This is a genomic window from Shewanella sp. Isolate8, assembly GCF_022398495.1.
GTDB classification, from domain to species: Bacteria; Pseudomonadota; Gammaproteobacteria; order Enterobacterales; family Shewanellaceae; genus Shewanella; species Shewanella aquimarina.
The window spans coordinates 696712-714633 of the sequence record NZ_JAKEVI010000001.1 but is presented as its reverse complement, the minus strand read 5'-3'; the positions used below and the strand labels follow the sequence as shown (position 1 = coordinate 714633).

Sequence of the window (17922 nt, the reverse complement as noted above, 5' to 3'; positions counted from 1 at the left end):
GATGGAAAGTTTGCAAAATCATTTACTCATTGCCATGCCCTCGCTCAAGGATACCTTTTTCGAGCGCAGCGTGATCTACCTGTGCGAGCACAACGAACAAGGTGCCATGGGGCTGATGATCAACCGCCCCATAGGGGTCGATGTCAATGAACTGCTCAGACAGATGGAGCTGGATGATTTTCATACCATAGAGAGCATCAACAGCAAGGTCCTGGTGGGCGGCCCGGTTGGGCAGGAGAAGGGCTTCGTGCTGCATACGCCGCAGTCACAGTGGAGCAACAGCCAGCAGATCAGTGATGATCTCATGCTCACCACCTCCCGCGACGTACTCACCTCCCTGGGCGGCAAAGAGGCGCCCGAGCAGTTTATCGTCGCCCTCGGCTATGCAGGCTGGGGACGCCACCAGCTGGAACAGGAGCTGGCCGACAACACCTGGCTCTCCATCCCCGCCAATATGGACCTGATGTTCAACACAGCTCATGAGCAGCGCTGGCAGAAGGCCACAGAGTCATTAGGTTTCGACATCTGGCAGCTCTCCTCCCAGGCCGGTCACGCCTAACAGTAAAGGATAAAATTCACTATGAGTTCAGCAAGTGTCTTGGGCTTCGACTTCGGCACCAAGAGCATAGGCGTCGCCATCGGCCAGCAGATCACAGGTAGCGCCACCCCCCTCGCCTCCCTCAAGGCCAACGACGGCATCCCCAGGTGGGAAGAGATAGAGGCGCTCATCAAGGAGTGGAAACCGGACCTTATCGTCGTCGGTCTGCCCCTCAACATGGATGGCACAGAGCAGGAGATGACCCAGCGAGCCCGCAAGTTCGCCAACCGCATCAGCGGCCGCTTCGGCGTCAAGACCGCCACCCAGGATGAACGCCTCACCACGGCCGACGCCAAGGCCAGGCTGTTCGAGATGGGAGGCTACAAGGCCCTATCCAAGGGTCAGGTCGACTCCATGTCGGCGGTACTCATCATCGAGAGTTATTTCGAAAATCTCTACTAAAATTTGAACGTTCGAAGGCGGCTAATCAAGGCCGCTTTTTTATGCGCGGAAACTCGCTTCCCCAGTTTTCTTAAGGTCTTAGCCCTCACCTTAATTGACAGTTTCAATGTCAACCGAACGTCAACCATTACTGTTTTGAATTGCTTGGCAGCAGGTGCAGTGCATGGATGCACCAATGTCGCGAACACAGGGATGTGTAAGAGCGACCTTTTTGTGTATTGGAAAGGGCTTAACCCCGACTTAGTTTGTTTCTTAGCAAAGTTAACTGTAGCGTTAACCGTCACTGTTTTGAATTGCTTGGCAGCAGGTGCAGTGCAAGGATGCGCCAATGTCGCGAACACAGGGATGTGTATGAGCGACCTTGTCGTGCAGATTCGTCTGTGAGACGCCGACTCTTTGTTTATGGAGAATAGTCCCTTTAGGCTCTACCGAAACATCTGATGTGAATGGACTCACGAATGCTGCGGAGACATGGATGTCAAAGAGCGGCCGTGTTTCGGAAGCTCACTGGCGTATCTACACCCAATTATCCTTCTCTTCGATTAAACGATATGGGAAAATTCTGGACATTTCTGCTTTATGACTTTAGCTCTATATATGAGTTTCAGAGTAATATGTCTATGAGATAACGCCCAAAGCAGCGGCCCGAGTTAGCGCGTCCAGCCCGCAGGGTGATGCAGCCTTTGCTTGTTAGTTGCTTACGCCTCAAGATTTGACACCTGTTCTTGAAACACTAAATTTAATTCTTCTTGGGTTATTTGAAACTCTTCATAATTTCTAGATGTAACTTCAAGCATTACATCTTGAAAGCAAGCTACGTAATGTGTAAGCCCAGAAAACAAAGAATTACTATGCCGAGTATGAACTTTGTTTAACTTGATTTGCTCTTTTATCCACGGCGAATTCTCTACCTCGAAGAATCCATAAAAACCCAAGCCGTATTTTATTAATGGGTGTCTACCTCTAGCTTCATCGTTTGGACCGCCGTACTTGACTTGCCTAGATTTGAACTTAATACCATATATCAAGCCTTCAGATTTTTCGATCAAGAGATAAATCTCATGCTGTGTTGCCAGTACAAAGTTTTCATATGAAAAATCATATTCACGACTTAACTCGATCTCTTTGACTATTGGTTTTTTCTCAAACAATGCACTGAATCCTTATGGGCAACGAACGCTTCTCTCACCGGATTATTAGGAGTGCAGCGAGCAATTTTTCCGAGTGCAGCAACTCGTTAGGCCTTTTCATTTGCTACAGGCAAAATTTTATCATATCCCCCATCAGGTCTATGCATACGGACTTCAAATTTTGATTTTGAAGGTTTTGTTTCATTTAAAAACTGCATTAATTCAACTAATTTTAATTGAGCTCCTACAGGATCAGCATCCTCACCTAAAGGTCGAGTTTCACTAAAAAAAAGAAGAAAATCTTGTCCAAATTTATCAAAGGCACATTTCATTATCGCTGCTGACATTCCTCTGGATTCCGTTTGAAATGAACAGCTTAATGCATTGCCCCAAGAGTCCATTTCGGAGTGTCCACAAAAAGCAGACATAAGAAAGCAAATTACCGCATTTTCAAACCTTTCCTCATTACTTAAGCTGATTGCTAAGTGAAACCAAACCTCTCCACAGAGAGCATCTTTCTCTTTTAGATACATTATAAAGCTGTCTTCAGTCCCCTTTATTAAAGCGTCTATATCACACTCTCCATGATAAGCCGGTTGCTCTTCTACATTTAATGTTTCAACGATGGCGTGTAAGCATGTACTTTTTAGATGCCATTCGGTATTAAAGCTGTCATTGTCATCAACCTCAAGATAACGGTGAAATTCATCAAGTGATTTTTTAAAACAACGAGAATACATCAAAGAGTCGGCATACAAGCCTAACACGCGCAAACTAAATTCAGCATCAATTGATGCTTTGTAGAACTTTGATGCATGTCTATAGCGCTTAAGCAGAAAAAGGCAACCTGCTACTTCTGAAAGCCAGTAGCTTCTTTCTTTGTATTCTTGAAGTAGTTTAGCCGCATTATTGTAATGCTTTATGGCATCTTTAAGTTTATCATTATTAGATCTCAACATATTTGCATGATTATATTCTACAACTGCAGCTATTTCATTTATTCCTCTTTCCTGTAAAGAGTTGCTAATTTGAGAAAGTGATTCGGACAGGAGGCTTTTGTCGGATGTATTGTTAGAACCAAAACATCTAATGATTGATGCTAGTGCGGCTTGAGCTGCATTTATTCCCTCTTCTTCACAGAACAAATCTTTCGTTAGTTCTAAAGCTTGTTCATGCTGCCTAGCTTGAATAAGGCCAGCTATAACCGCAGATACTACCTTGATATCGTGTTTAAGGGTTGATGTTTTGATGTTATCTGAAAGAAAGCGTCCAGCTTCAACCCTATAGCTTTTAAAGAACAAGCCAAGACCGATTGCTACAAAAATGTCACTGATGATATTTTTCCGTAATTTCTCGCTCAACCCATCTTTAAAATGCAAACACGAGCCGGTTCTGTTTGCTAACACTACATGCAACTTCTCACTATCGAATATTATATAGCTTGGTGGGAAGGACTCAGGTATTGTCGATAATTTTAAATCTATGAGTTCATCATACTTCTTTGAAGCAGTTATAATTTGAACAGCTAGTTTTGCTGCTTCATTAGCCAAAGGGAAGTCTGGAGTGAAAAACATTGGCAACGAAATTGGAAAAGGATATTTATTGCTTGTTAAGCTCAGATATTCAATTAATTCCGCTTCAATAGAATTTTCTCGCCCTTCACACCAAGAATTTGTTTCAGCAAAGTTAAAAGCCAAACTATTTTCGGTCACAGATTCCCAGTAAGGGTCAAAAGAATGAAACCATCTAGTATAGATTTTCTTGTTTATAGCCAAATATCTAACTATTAACACAGGTGAATTAAGGCTATCGAAATAATTAGCTTTTTCAATAGGTAGTCGTAATTTTAGTGCTTTTTTTAAATCACCTTCGTCAGTAGCTTTTAGTTGAAGCAAAAACTTCTTACCAGTTGCAACCCCCTCATCGTCAAAAATTTCCACTTCACCATCTATTCCATAATCATCTGTTGGAGTTCTATATACCCAAGTAGATGGTAGTTTAGACTGAAGTTCTCTTACCGATTCAGTTTCTAACTGATGATTACGGTGTCTTTTGGGAAGTTTCATTGTGAATCCGTTCTTAAGGGCCTAACAGCTTATTAGTGTGCATGCGCATTAACCTCGTTGGGCCAGTGAAAACGCGCACAGTTAACTATCTGTATGTAATGAACTTATCAGCATTTTGCTCAATACACCATCTGGAAAAACGCGCATGCGCGTTTCCCAAACCTACAATCTACTTCACGAATTTCGTAAGTGATAGATTTTAAAAATATTTATTTAAAGCGAAATGGGGAAACGCGCACGAATTTCGACTTGAAATCACCCAAAAGTCACATCATTTAAATACGACTGTCTACCTGTCCAGTTTCAACTGCTTGTTATGAGTTGCTTCAAATAAGCAAAGATGCGCTAAATCTTTTCCCTTTATCAGCAACAAATGATGTTAAATCGAAGAGACGTTTAGATACGGGTGTAAGCACGCTTTTGGCTCTCGGCGGCATGGACGCCGCCGTGAAGCCCACACGGACGTGCTTGTGGCGTGCCAAAAGAGTGCTTGCACATAAGCCTGCCGCAGGCAATTGATGGAAGTGAAGGTATAACCTTCAATACGCTAAACAGATAACAATCAAGCCTGCAACAAAGCAGATAACAATCAAGCCTGCAGCAAAGCAGATGCCCCCCCCTTTAACCTAACTCAGCTAAAGATAAGGCTTCACCAAATTCGCCATCATCTCGATATGATCATCCCTGTCATTGAGGCAGGCAATATAACGATACTTCTTGCCACCGGCCTGGGTGAACACATCCCGGTTCTCGTGTTCTATCTCCTCGAGTGTCTCAAGACAATCGGCGCTAAAGGCCGGGCAGACGATGGCGACATCATCCACGCCCTCTTTCCCAAGGGCTTCGAGGGTGGCATCCGTGTAGGGGCCGAGCCACTTGGCCTTACCGAAGCGCGACTGGAAGGTGGTGATATAGTCATTCTCACTGAGTCCCAGACGCTCTACCACCAGACGGGTGGTCTTCTGACAAAGGCAGTAGTAGGGGTCGCCTAGATGCAGGTTGCGCTCGGGCATGCCGTGGTAAGAAAGCACTAACTTCTTAGGCTTGCCATGCTTTGCAAAATCCTCGGCGATAGAGTCGGCCAGCGCGGCAATATAGTCAGGGTGGTCGTGGTAGCTATTGATAAAATGCAGCGACGGCAGGTAGCGCCAGGACATCAGCTCTTTAGCCATAGCATCGAATGCAGAAGCCGTGGTAGGCGCGGCGTACTGAGGATAGAGGGGCAAGACAACGAGTTTGTCGGTTCCCTCACTGTGGAGACGTCTCAGCGTCTCCTTGACGCTCGGCTGACCGTAACGCATGCAAAAATCCACATTGACCGCCATGCCCGCATCACTCAGGCTTTGCTGCAGCTTGTCGCGCTGGGCCTTAGTGATGGCCATCAGGGGTGAGCCCAGCTCGGTCCAGATAGACTGATACAGGGTCGCCGACTTGGCCGGGCGGACTCTGAGTATGATGCCGTGCAGTATCAGCATCCACACCAACTTAGGGATCTCCACCACGCGAGGGTCAGACAGAAACTCCGCCAGATAACGCCGCACCGCGCCCGTCGTTGGCGCGTCCGGTGTGCCCAGATTCATCAGCAGTACTGTGGTCTTGCCACGACCACCATGGCCCTGCTGTTTATTTAATCCAAAGTATTTTGCCAAAATGATTCCTTGTTTTTATCTGTTCAGGCGCCTGCCTTGCACTTGTCCGCTTACGCTCAACTCGATTGATTTTATCGAACTGGCTCTTATCTCACTTGCGCTCTCTCACTTACTCTAAAAGCAACTGGGCACTCATCTTGTACGCCCATTAGAGCAGCTTAGATCAAGGCCCGCCCATAAAAAAACCGATAAAAGGATTATCGGTTTTTTCAAAGTGCTATCAAAGGCTAGTCGAGATCCAGCGTCACACCTTCCATGAAGCCTGAGCTTGCAGACTCTGAGCTTTGCAGCTTGATCATCAAGCGCAGATCGTTTGGCGAGTCGGCGTGGTGCAACGCATCCGAGTAGCTGATCTCACCTTCCACATAGAGCTTAAGCAGCGCCTGGTCGAAGGTCTGCATCCCCTGCTCGTTGGATTTCGCCATGGTTTCCTTAAGCAGGTGCAGCTCGTTCTTCTGGATAATGCTGGCAACCCTTGGGGTGTTGATCAATACCTCGATGGCCGCCCGGCGCCCCGTACCGTCGCTCTTAGGTACCAGTTGCTGCGCCACGATGCCGCGAAGGTTTAACGACAAGTCGAACAACAGCTGTTGATGTTTACTCTCGGGCACCAGGTGCATGATGCGGTCCAGCGCCTGGTTGGCGTTGTTGGCGTGCAGGGTAGCCATACAGAGGTGACCGGTTTCGGCGAACGACAGGGCAAATTCCATGGTTTCCTGGGTACGGATCTCACCGATGAGAATCACGTCTGGCGCCTGACGCAGCGAGCTCTTAAGCGCGGCATCGAAAGACTCGGTATCTATACCCACCTCACGCTGGGTGATGATGCTCTTGCGATGGTCGTGCACGAATTCCACCGGATCTTCGATGGTCAGAATATGGCCACGGGCGTTGGCGTTACGATAACCCACCAGGGCCGCCAACGAGGTCGACTTACCCGTACCCGTACCACCCACCATGATAATAAGGCCACGCTTACTCATCACCAGGTCTTTCAGGATTGGCGGCAGTTTCAAATCTTCTACCAGCGGGATCTTGGTCTCGATGCGACGCATCACACAGCCCGGCGACTCGCGCTGCCAGAAGGCGCTGACACGAAAACGCCCCAAGCCTTTCTCGCCGTAGGCGAAGTTACATTCACGAGTCTCGTGAAACTCTTTACGTTGGGCCTCAGTCATCAAAGATTCGACAAACTCCAGCGCCTGGGCCGGGGTAAAGGGGTTCTCGGCAAGTGGACGCACCTCGCCATCGACCTTAGCACTGGGGGGAAAGCCGGCGGTGATAAAGAGATCCGACGCCTTACGCTCTACCATCACCTTTAAAAATGGACGAACTTCCATACTCAAACCTTATTAGAAACTAGCGTTTTTATTAGAACTCTTGGCCATCGCATCTTCACGGGTGATCAGGCCACGACTGACCAGATTTTGCAGACACTGATCTAGGGTCTGCATGCCGTGAGCCATACCCGTCTGAATAGCCGAGTACATCTGCGCTACCTTATCTTCACGGATAAGGTTACGAATCGCCGGGGTACCCATCATGATCTCGTGCGCCGCCACACGGCCACCGCCCACCTTCTTAATAAGGGTCTGGGAGATAACCGCCTGCAGGGACTCAGACAACATGGTTCGCACCATACTCTTCTCACCCTCAGGGAATACGTCGACCACACGGTCAATAGTCTTCGCCGCCGAGGTGGTGTGCAGGGTACCAAATACCAGGTGACCGGTTTCCGCCGCCGTCATGGCCAGGCGAATGGTTTCGAGGTCACGCATCTCACCCACCAGGATCACGTCCGGGTCTTCACGCAGTGCACTACGCAGCGCGGCGTTGAAGCTGTGAGTGTGTCTGTGCACTTCACGCTGGTTGATTAGACATTGCTTGTTCTGGTGCACGAATTCGATAGGGTCTTCGATGGTCAGGATATGGTCGTGACGGTTTTCGTTCACATAATCTATCATGCCCGCCAGGGTGGTACTCTTACCCGAACCGGTTGGGCCTGTGACCAACACCAGACCGCGGGGAAAGCTGGCAATCTTCTTGAAAATCTCAGGGGCGCCCAGTTTCTCCAGGCTTAAGATCTCGCTGGGAATGGTACGGAACACGGCCGCGGCGCCGCGCGACTGGTTAAAGGCGTTCACACGGAAACGGGCTAAGTTGGGCACTTCGAACGAGAAATCTATCTCTAAATGCTCTTCATAATCTTTACGCTGTTTGTCGTTCATGATGTCATAAACGAGGCTGTGTACGCCTTGATGATCCAGGGCAGGCAGATTGATCTTTCTGACCTCACCATCAACACGTATCATGGGAGATACTCCCGCAGAAAGGTGTAGATCCGACGCGTTGTGTTTTACACTAAAGGCAAGTAACTCTGTGATTTCCATAGTATGGGATATCCATTCAACCAAAAACTTACAACATGACAACAATAGCAGACAGACTGGCCCACGCCCACCAAAGAATCGCTCAAGCGGCGCAAAATTCATCACGTGATAGCAGGGAGATACAGCTGCTGGCGGTCAGTAAAACTAAGCCCATAGATCAGATAGTAGCGGCATATGATGCCGGGCAGCGGCTTTTTGGTGAAAACTATGTCCAGGAAGGTGAAGAGAAGATAAATGCCCTGCGCGAGAGCCATGGCGACATCGAATGGCACTTCATCGGCCCGCTGCAGTCAAACAAGACACGCACCATCGCCGAGCACTTCGACTGGATGCACACACTCAGCCGGGAGAAGATTGCCAGACGCCTGAGCGAGCAGCGCCCAGACCACCTTGCGCCGCTGCAGGTCTGCATCCAGGTGAATGTCAGCCAGGAGGAGAGCAAGTCAGGCGTTAATCCAGATGAGGTCGCTCACTTAGCCGAAACCATCGCCTCCCTGCCCAATCTGACCCTGAGAGGCCTGATGGCCATTCCCACCGCCACAGACGATGTTGCGCTGCAGCAGGCCGAATTCAGTCAGATGCAGACCTTATTTAACGCGCTGAAACTGCGGCACCCAGAGCTTGATACCCTCTCCATGGGGATGAGCCAGGACCTGGAACAGGCGATTGCCGCGGGCTCCACCATGGTGCGGATCGGCAGCGCCATCTTCGGCGCCCGGGATTATGCCAAAGCTTAGAATATCACGCCTAAGGCTGACCCCTTGTAATTAGCCTAAGCGCCCAAATATAGATAGTTAGACGAATAAATAGAGACCCTTATGACACAGAAGAAGATTTGCTTTATCGGCGCGGGCAACATGACTCGCAGCATCACCAGCGGCTTGGTCAAGGGAGGCTATGCACCGCAGCTTATTCATGCCACCAACCCAAGCGAAGGCAAACTCATCGCCCTGAAACAGGATTTAGGCATCCAGGTCTCCCACGACAACCTGAAGGCCGCCGATGAGGCCGACGTTATCGTACTGGCGGTGAAACCTCAGCTGATGCAGCAGGTGTGCGAGGCGATGAGCGGACTCAACCTGAAAGACAAGCTTATCGTCACCATCGCCGCAGGTGTCACGGCCGAGCGCTATCACGCCTTCTTCAAGCAGCCCATTCAGCTTATCCGCACCATGCCCAATACTCCGACTCAGATAGGCCTCGGCATGACGGGCCTCTACGCCGAGCCAGGCGTGAGCGCGCAAGACCGCGAGCTGTGTGAGCAGCTGATGCAGACGGGCGGCGAAACCGTATGGGTCGACAAGGAAGAAGATCTCAATCAGGTGATCGCCCTGGCGGGCAGCTCGCCGGCCTATTTTTTCCTCATGATGGAGGCTATGATTGACAGTGCCAAACAAGATGGCGTCGACGAGCAGACGGCCCGCGAGATGGTGCAGCAGGCCGCCCTGGGCGCCGCCTCTATGGTGAAGCAGAATCCACAGCTTTCACCGGCGCAACTAAGGGAGAATGTCACCTCTAAGGGAGGCACCACGGCGCAGGCCCTGGCGGCATTCGAGCGCGCAGGCCTGAGGGAGATAGTGCGCACCGCCATGCACGACTGCATGGATAGGGCCCAGGAGATGGCGAAACAGTTTTAGGGCTGGCCCTATATAGGTTTAACCCTAGTTTTATTCGATACAGACAAGTAGAGAAACACAATGGATGCATTAAGTTTTTTAGTGAACACCCTGTTTGACCTTTACCTCATGGTGGTCATCATTCGTATCTGGTTACAGCTGGCCCGCGCCGATTTTTACAACCCCTTCAGCCAGTTTGTGGTCAAGGCGACTCATCCCGTAGTCGGCCCTATGCGCCGCTTCCTGCCGCCACTGGGCGGACTTGATACCGCCTCAGTGGTACTCGCCCTGGCGGTGGTGGTGATTAAGTTTGTGATCCTCAGCCTGATGGCGGGCGCCGCCATTAACCTGCCTATCATACTCCTGGTGGCGCTGGTCTCTGTGGTGAAACAGGCGGGCGTGTTGCTGTTCTGGATGCTTATCCTGCGCGCCATCCTCAGCTGGGTCAGCCAGGGCCACAACCCTATCGAGATGGTGATGGCACAGCTGACCGAGCCGCTGGTCGCCCCTATCCGCCGGATCATCCCTCCCATGGGCGGCCTGGATTTTTCGGTGATGATCTTCATGTTCGGTCTGATCTTCATCAACAAGCTTTTGTCTCAGTACGTTCCCTTCTGGGCCAACGTCTAGATGGCGGTTGTCACCAAAGAAGAGGACGACCTCGTCATCAGGCTCTATATTCAGCCTAAAGCCAGCCGGGACCAGATTGTTGGTCCCCACGGCGACGAGCTTAAGGTGGCCATTACCGCCCCGCCCATCGACGGCAAGGCCAATGCCCACCTGTGTAAGTTTCTCTCGAAACAGTTTAAGACGGCTAAGGGCAATATCCTTATCGAGAACGGAGAACTTGGGCGCCACAAGCAGATCCGCGTGGTGATGCCTAAGGAGATCCCCGCGGAGATCTTGGCCTTAATCCCATGAAATGTGTAAGCAAATAAGCCAGGGCACCGCAGCCTAAGACTTTAATAGCTATACTAGAGTCAATTATCCCGTGACAGGAGATCACCATGATACGTACCCTTTTTTGTGCCCTGGCGCTGACACTGCTTAGCATGGGCAATGCCGCGGCGGAGCAGAAACAGAGCGTCGGCACTTTTGATATCCACTATGTTGCCCTGGGCAGCACCTTTATCACCCCCTCCATCGCCAAGACCTACGGCATCAAGCGCAGTAGCTATACCGGCCTAATCAACATCTCGGTGCTCGATACCAGCGCCGAGGGGAATCCGGCGATACCCGTTGAGATCTCGGGGATCGCCAACAACCTGCTCGATGCCAGGGTGGAGCTGACCTTCAAGGAGATCCGCGAGGGTGAGGCTATCTACTACATCGCCGAGGTGCCCTACCGGGACGATCAGGAGATCAACTTTCAGATTGCCATCAAATATGGCAACAAGCTCAACACCCAGCTGAAGTTTAAGCAGAAGTTTTACGTCGACTAGGCTCACCTGTCTGTACACTTCGAGCCGCGCTTTGCGCGGCTTGTTGCTATTTGCCCCTGTGACTCTATCGTTTCCCCGCCAGCTTGGGTATCATGGCGGCCATCTAGAAAGCAGTCACAACGAGTCACATCACATGAATCAAATCGTATTAGCCAGCGGCAACAAGGGGAAGCTGAAAGAGTTTGCTGAGATCCTTGCCGAGTTTGGCATCGAGGTCCTGCCGCAGAGCCAATTTAAGGTCGAAGAAGTCCCGGAAACCGGCACCACCTTCGTCGAGAACGCCATCATCAAGGCGCGTCATGCCGCAGAGGTGACCGGCCTTGCGGCCATCGCCGACGATTCCGGCCTGGAAGTAGACGCCTTAGAAGGTGCGCCAGGGATCTACTCGGCCCGCTACGGCGGCGAAGGCGCCAGTGACAGCGATAACTACAACAAGTTACTGAACGCGCTGACTAACAGCGACAAGCGCATCGCCCGCTTCCAGTGCATCCTGGTCTATATGCGCCACGCCAAAGACCCGACGCCCATCATCTGCCAAGCATCCTGGGAAGGGACCATCGGCTTCGAGCCAAGGGGCGACAACGGCCATGGCTATGACCCTATCTTTATTCCCGCCGAGCATGAGTGCAGCGCCGCCGAGCTAAGCAGCGACGAGAAGAATGCCCTCAGCCATAGAGGCAAGGCGATGCAGCTGCTACTGGCCGAGCTCAAGGCCAAGGGTGTTCTCGGCTAATGCTTAAGCTTCCTCCGCTCAGCCTCTATATCCATATCCCCTGGTGCGTGCAGAAATGCCCCTACTGCGACTTCAACTCCCATGGTCAACATGGTGAGCTGCCGCAGCAGGCCTATGTAGACGACCTGCTCGCCGATCTGGCTAACGATGCCGCCTATGTTCAGGGGCGCAGCCTGCACTCCATCTTTATCGGTGGAGGCACGCCCTCCCTGTTCGATGGGCCTCAGATAAGGCGTCTGCTCAATGGTGTAAGGGCGCAGATCCCCTTTGCAGAGGATATAGAGATCACCATGGAGGCCAACCCGGGCACCCTGGAGCACGATGACTTTAGCGCCTATCGCGCCGCCGGGGTGACTCGCCTCTCTATCGGGGTGCAGAGTTTTTCCAGCGATAAGCTGAATCTGCTCGGCAGAATTCACGACAAGCATGAGGCAGAGGTTGCGGCCACCAAGGCCGCCCAGGCCGGTTACCAGAGCTTTAACCTGGATCTCATGCATGGCCTGCCCAATCAGAGCTTCGAGGAGGCGATGCACGATATCGATAAGGCGGCGGCCCTCAATCCGCCTCACCTCTCTTGGTATCAGCTCACCATAGAGCCCAATACCCTGTTCCACTCTAAGCCGCCACAGTTGCCTGACGACGAGGCGCTTTGGCGGATCTATGAGCAGGGCCAGCAACGCCTCGCCGCGCTCGGCTATGAACAGTATGAGATCTCCGCCTACGCCAAACCCGGTTATCGTTGTCGTCACAACCTCAACTACTGGCAGTTTGGTGACTATCTGGGGATCGGCTGTGGTGCCCACGGCAAGATAACCCTAGTGAATGAGCAGCGCATCTACCGCACGGTGAAGATAAAGCATCCAAAGGGTTACCTGGGCGCCAGTGACTATCTATTCGATAAGAGTGAAGTGCTAGCGGAAGACAGGGCGCTGGAATACCTGATGAACCGCTTGAGACTGATGTCGCCTATCCCTAGGCGCGAGTTTGAGGAGCGCACCGGCCTCTGTGCAGATGTACTCGATGACGGCATGGCGCGGGCGGCGACAAAGGGTCTGGTGATCATAGAAGCCGATCACTGGCAGCTTACGCCCAAGGGACAGATGTTTGTCAACGAACTACTGGGACTATTTTGCGAATAATCTTTCCCCTCAGACGAGGGGAACAGAAACATTTTCTAACACTTAGTTTGCATATTTAATCGTCAGCTTTATTAGGATAACAGGCACTAGTCAATCTAAGCCAAGTTAAACTGATAAAGTTATGCCAATAAAAACAAAAACAACTATGCTCGCCATCACCTTGGCGACACTACTTTCTGGCGCTGTACACGCCGCGCCAGTTTCACTCCCTCTACTTAGCGCCAGCGAACCCGCACAAAAGATTAGCGCGCAAGAATCGGAAAAGGCTAACCAACTCTTCGAAACCATCTTCATGGAAAATGTGATGGCCAGCCCCATGAGTCAGACCCAGCTTGGGATCAAGACAGATTACGGCAAATGGGATGAGCGAGGCGAAGCCGCCGATAAGGAGAGCCTGGCTAGAGATAAGCGACATCTCGCGCAGCTCAAACAGATAGATAAGAGTAAGTTAGATGCGCAGACGCTGCTGAGTTATGACCTGCTGACCCAGAAACTTGAAGAGAGCATCAAGGACTATAAGTGGCGCCTTTACAACTACCCGGTTAACCAGATGTATGGCGGCCACGCCATGGTGCCCTCTTTCCTGATTAACCAACATCAGATAGACAGCGTCGCCGACGCCGAGGCCTATATCAGCCGTCTCAAGGGTGTGCCCCACTACATGCAGCAGCTGGAAGAAGCATTAGAGGAGCGCGCCAAGGCCGGCATCATAGCGCCTAAGTTTGTGTTTGCCTATGTGCTGTCCGACAGCCGCAACATCATCAGCGGCGCCCCCTTCGACCAGGCGGATGACAGCGCCATCTGGGCCGATTTTCAGCGTAAGGTGGCCAAGCTTGCGATAGCGGATAATCAACGCAATAAGCTGCTCGATGAGGCCAAGCAGGCGCTGACCGCCAAGGTCAAGCCCGCCTATGATAAACTTATCGCCTACATAGAAACCCTAGAGAAGCGCGCCGATACCAAAGATGGCATGTGGAAGTTTAGAGATGGTGACGCGTTTTACAACAACGCCCTGGCACGCACCACGACCACCCAGATGACAGCCGATGAGATCCATCAGCTGGGCCTTGCCGAGGTCGACCGCATCCATCAGGAGATGCGCGCCATCATGAAGAAGGTCGGCTTCAAGGGCGATCTCAAGGCCTTCTTCAAGTTTATGCGTGAAGACAAGCAGTTCTACTATCCTGACACGGAAGAGGGCCGCACCGCCTATCTCAAAGATGCCAAGACGCTGATAGATAACATCTCATCGCGTCTCGATGAGGTGTTCTATGTCAAACCCAAGGCCCCCATGATAGTCAAACGGGTCGAGGCGTTTAGAGAAAAGTCTGCCGGTAAGGCGTTTTATAATCAGCCGACGCCCGATGGCAGTCGCCCTGGAACCTACTACGCCAACCTGTATGATATGGACGCCATGCCCAAATACCAGATGGAGGCGCTCGCCTACCATGAGGGCACACCGGGTCATCACATGCAGATAGCCATCGCCCAGGAGCTAGAGGGGATCCCTAAATTCAGGAAGTTCGGTGGCTATACCGCCTATATCGAAGGTTGGGGACTGTACAGTGAGTTCTTCCCTAAGGAGATGGGCCTGTATAAAGATCCCTACTCTGACTTCGGCCGCCTCTCCATGGAGCTATGGCGCTCATGCCGACTGGTGGTGGATACGGGGATCCATGCTAAGCATTGGACCCGCGAGCAGGGGATCCAATACTATGTCAACAACACTCCAAATGCCGAGTCAGATGCGATCAAGATGGTTGAACGTCATATCGTGATGCCATCTCAGGCGACCGCCTACAAGATAGGCATGCTCAAGATTGTCGATATTCGCGAGAAGGCCAAGGCCATCATGGGAGATAAGTTCGATATTCGTGAGTTCCACACCCTGGTACTCAAGAACGGGCCGCTACCGCTGGATGTGTTGGAGTCTAAGGTGATGAACTGGGCCCACAAGGCCTAACAGCTGACCTTATATTCAAGATTGTCCATAAGAAAGGCCGCTCTTAAACGAGAGCGGCCTTTTTACATTTACCAGCAAATAGTCATTAACTCAGGCTCATGTATTCATAATGGCCTTAGCGCTGCTCGCTAAAGCCCGATGGCGTCACCTTAATAAGCTTAGTCACCAGCTTAGCAGGCGCCTCGGCAATACTCTGCTCGTCGCCATGGGTGAGATAACTCAGCGACACACTCGAAGTCACATCGAATGGCTCTTCAACTTGCAAGTCACGGATCTCGATTCTGTCTCCAATAAAAACACTGCCTAACTGCGCGATATCGCCGCGTTTATGATTGAGATTAAACAGGCCCAGGTAGGCGAACACGCCACTGCCCTGATTGGAGACAAAGAAGGGCGCCACAAACAGCATCTGGTCAGCGTCACTTGCATAGTTAAGAGTCAACATCTTCATATAATCGAGGCGCACGCTGCCACGCTCTGGGCCATCCTGATAATCGCCACTGGCAAAGCGTCTGTCACCACTGAGATCGACACGGGTCAGTCTCGCCTCGGCCGGGGGCTGCGACTGGGATTCGGGCAGCTTGATAGACCAGCCCTCATGAGTCTTTATGCTAAAGAGGGTCAGCATGACCCTGTCGATATCTTCATCTAATGGGACGACACTGCCATCCTCCTGCACCACATAGAGGTCATCATGGGTAAAGTTAAAACGGTAGATGCCCGCCAGAATGACTAAGCTAACCAGGGCGAGAATTGAAAACAGTAGTTTACGAGCCATAAATATCCCTTTACTCATTAGAGGCCGATTCGATTGAACTGTGCAGCACAATAACCTGCTCTGCATATAGGTGCCATCGACAACAGATTAAATTCTCTTTATCGAGCGGTCAAAAAGGCTAGGGCCTGTTGACCTTTTTAGAGCAAATTTTGTTCTAATTGAGCACGTTCAAATCGCGGCATGAGGCTTGAAGTATAGTTATTCTATATAAAAGCCGAGTAACAAAGAGTTGAACGTGCTCAAGACGAACCCTGCGGGCAGCGTCTGTATCATTTTTCTACTGCGTTATCGCTCATTGATGTAGCACACTAGATTACAATCGCTCTACCTTGTCTAAAATAGATACAGGATGCTGTAAAAATGAACGCGAAAGATAAACAGGCCCTAGGGGGATTGAAGGACAAAAGCAAGGTGATGAAAAGATAAAGGGCTAAAAGAAAAATACCCCAGCAATCTTTGCTGGGGTAAACCAAAACTAGGATGATGGTTTTAAGGCTAGCATTGTTTTAGTTCTTAAACCGCTGCCAGCATTGATTCAAGATTGCAGTAACGCCGACCTGTGTAACCAAACGAGAGAGGGGTCATTCTCTGGCTCGGCTAACTGATTCAGGTCATCCCGATATCAACTGCCACCATTGTATTAAATTAAGAACGGACTGCAACGTGAATTACTTTCAAGCTTTAGTTTGAGCTAAATAAGCCATCACGAAATAGAGTGGTAATACCAGTGTAACCACATGATTATAAAAGAATAACCCCCAACACAAAAAATACCGGGGGTTATCGTCTTGTTATCAGAACAATGTTTTTAAGTTATTGATAACTGAAAGTGGCAAAAACCTTAACAACAACATGGATAAAATGCTGTTTTTTCAGCCACATCCTGCTATTTACGCTGCGCATACAGGGCGGCGTATGGCTCATCCCAATAGGGAGGCGAACCGATATGATCCTTAATGAAGTCGATAAAGGCGCTAACCTTAGGTGCCAGGTGTTTACGTCTTGGGTAAACGGCCTGTAATGGCAGATGATGAGTCAACTGCCATTCTGGCAATAGCGGCACCAGTGTGCCCTTCTCTATCTCATCTTCCAGCAGGTAACTGGCAAGATAGACGACACCCAGGCCACTTACCGCGGCAGACTTGAGCGCAGGGGCGTTATCGACCCTGAAATTACCCGATACACCTATCTCGCAGTAGTCGTCACCCTTCTTAAACTGCCAGACGCTATGCTCGTGCCACTCACCGTGGTACACCAGACAGTTATGATCCACCAGCTGCTCGGGGCGCTCAGGGTAGCCGTGCTTGGCAACATACTCAGGCGATGCCGCCAGCAGGAACTGACACTTCATCAGCGGCCTGGCCACCATGCCGAGTGGTAACTGCTCAGACATGGTCAATAGCAGATCTAAGCCCTCACTGACCACATCCACCTTATGATCCAACAGGCTTACCTGTAGCTCCAGCTCGGGATGTCTGGCCATAAAATCGGGCAAGGCAGGAATGATGTGCATGGTACCGAAAGATTGGGAGATCCCCACCTTGAGTACACCGCGTGTGGCATCGTTAAGATTGTGCACGCTGGCAACCGCCTGGTCGGCATCGCGAAGCAACTCTTCACCCTGGGCATAAAGTAGCTGTCCGGCTTCGGTTAAACTCAGACTCCGAGTGGTACGCTGTATCAGCTGAACACCTAATTTATGCTCAAGATCGGCAACTTGAGTACTGACCTTTGATTTAGAAATCCCCAATTTTCGCGCAGCAGAGCTAAAACTCCCGGCACGAGCAACATGAGTAAAAATTGCAATAGGTTCTAAAAGTTCTAACATTTAAATAGCCTTAAGGTGTATGCGACCCTATAAATACCAATTATAAATCATGGAGATACCTCCTGACTTCGAAGTTATCCCCTTGACTATGCAGATTATTTTAAGAGTAGAGTCAGACTGTTAGCCATTTCGTTATCGAAATTTCGCCAGCATTGTTATTATTTTTTACAAGTATACCAAAGATTTGC

General features: G+C 50.5%; 17 protein-coding genes. 10 read left to right on the top strand and 7 right to left on the bottom strand.

The features are described from left to right. Position 1: 1 nt before the first annotated feature. Both L1D43_RS03095 and ruvX read left to right on the top strand, forming a co-directional pair. The gene (locus L1D43_RS03095; protein ID WP_239849912.1) at positions 2-559 is read left to right on the top strand and encodes a YqgE/AlgH family protein; all 558 of its coding nucleotides are present in this window, start codon (positions 2-4) and stop codon (positions 557-559) included. Positions 560-580: 21 nt separating this feature from the next. Further along, positions 581-1000, top strand: a complete 420-nt coding sequence (gene ruvX, locus L1D43_RS03090; RefSeq protein WP_220058764.1) for a Holliday junction resolvase RuvX — start codon at positions 581-583, stop codon at positions 998-1000. 698 nt (positions 1001-1698) lie between these two features. Here ruvX and L1D43_RS03085 read toward each other — a convergent pair. The 5 genes from L1D43_RS03085 to L1D43_RS03065 all read right to left on the bottom strand — a co-directional run bounded on the left by L1D43_RS03085 (position 1699) and on the right by L1D43_RS03065 (position 8235). Then, positions 1699-2151: a hypothetical protein gene (locus L1D43_RS03085; protein WP_239849911.1), complete on the bottom strand. Its 453-nt coding sequence runs from the start codon at positions 2149-2151 to the stop codon at positions 1699-1701. Between the two features lie 86 nt (positions 2152-2237). Further along, positions 2238-4196, bottom strand: a complete 1959-nt coding sequence (locus L1D43_RS03080) for a DUF4365 domain-containing protein (RefSeq protein WP_239849910.1) — start codon at positions 4194-4196, stop codon at positions 2238-2240. A gap of 635 nt (positions 4197-4831) precedes the next feature. Then, positions 4832-5845 (bottom strand): ferrochelatase, encoded by a 1014-nt coding sequence (hemH, locus tag L1D43_RS03075; RefSeq protein ID WP_239849909.1) that lies wholly within the window; start codon positions 5843-5845, stop codon positions 4832-4834. A gap of 227 nt (positions 5846-6072) precedes the next feature. Then, positions 6073-7185, bottom strand: coding sequence for a PilT/PilU family type 4a pilus ATPase (locus tag L1D43_RS03070; RefSeq protein ID WP_239849908.1), 1113 nt, complete (start codon positions 7183-7185; stop codon positions 6073-6075). 12 nt (positions 7186-7197) lie between these two features. Continuing rightward, on the bottom strand, positions 7198-8235 hold the full coding sequence (locus L1D43_RS03065) for a type IV pilus twitching motility protein PilT (RefSeq protein WP_041510434.1): 1038 nt from the start codon (positions 8233-8235) through the stop codon (positions 7198-7200). A 35-nt stretch (positions 8236-8270) separates the two neighbouring features. Here L1D43_RS03065 and L1D43_RS03060 point away from each other — a divergent pair, with 35 nt between their 5' ends. From L1D43_RS03060 to L1D43_RS03025, 8 genes are all read left to right on the top strand, one after another. Continuing rightward, positions 8271-8972: a YggS family pyridoxal phosphate-dependent enzyme gene (locus tag L1D43_RS03060; protein WP_239849907.1), complete on the top strand. Its 702-nt coding sequence runs from the start codon at positions 8271-8273 to the stop codon at positions 8970-8972. A gap of 81 nt (positions 8973-9053) precedes the next feature. Then, a complete protein-coding gene (proC, locus tag L1D43_RS03055) occupies positions 9054-9872 on the top strand; it encodes a pyrroline-5-carboxylate reductase (RefSeq protein WP_239849906.1) in 819 nt (272 codons plus the stop codon). A 60-nt stretch (positions 9873-9932) separates the two neighbouring features. After that, positions 9933-10481 (top strand): YggT family protein, encoded by a 549-nt coding sequence (locus L1D43_RS03050; protein ID WP_144201230.1) that lies wholly within the window; start codon positions 9933-9935, stop codon positions 10479-10481. Beyond that, positions 10482-10772, top strand: a complete 291-nt coding sequence (gene yggU, locus L1D43_RS03045; RefSeq protein ID WP_239849905.1) for a DUF167 family protein YggU — start codon at positions 10482-10484, stop codon at positions 10770-10772. Between the two features lie 86 nt (positions 10773-10858). Continuing rightward, positions 10859-11293, top strand: a complete 435-nt coding sequence (locus L1D43_RS03040; RefSeq protein ID WP_041510429.1) for a DUF4426 domain-containing protein — start codon at positions 10859-10861, stop codon at positions 11291-11293. Positions 11294-11426: 133 nt separating this feature from the next. Then, positions 11427-12026 (top strand): RdgB/HAM1 family non-canonical purine NTP pyrophosphatase, encoded by a 600-nt coding sequence (gene rdgB, locus L1D43_RS03035; protein WP_239849904.1) that lies wholly within the window; start codon positions 11427-11429, stop codon positions 12024-12026. Beyond that, complete coding sequence (hemW, locus tag L1D43_RS03030; protein WP_239849903.1) at positions 12026-13165, top strand: radical SAM family heme chaperone HemW; 1140 nt, start codon at positions 12026-12028, stop codon at positions 13163-13165. The genes rdgB and hemW overlap by 1 nt, the downstream gene beginning before the upstream one ends. Positions 13166-13286: 121 nt before the next feature. Next, the gene (locus L1D43_RS03025) at positions 13287-15128 is read left to right on the top strand and encodes a DUF885 domain-containing protein (protein WP_239849902.1); all 1842 of its coding nucleotides are present in this window, start codon (positions 13287-13289) and stop codon (positions 15126-15128) included. Positions 15129-15243: 115 nt separating this feature from the next. On the opposite strand, the gene L1D43_RS03020 is transcribed toward L1D43_RS03025, so the two are convergent. Next, positions 15244-15906, bottom strand: coding sequence for a hypothetical protein (locus tag L1D43_RS03020; protein WP_239849901.1), 663 nt, complete (start codon positions 15904-15906; stop codon positions 15244-15246). A gap of 886 nt (positions 15907-16792) precedes the next feature. After that, complete coding sequence (locus tag L1D43_RS03015) at positions 16793-17734, bottom strand: LysR family transcriptional regulator (protein WP_041510424.1); 942 nt, start codon at positions 17732-17734, stop codon at positions 16793-16795. Positions 17735-17922: the final 188 nt, after the last annotated feature.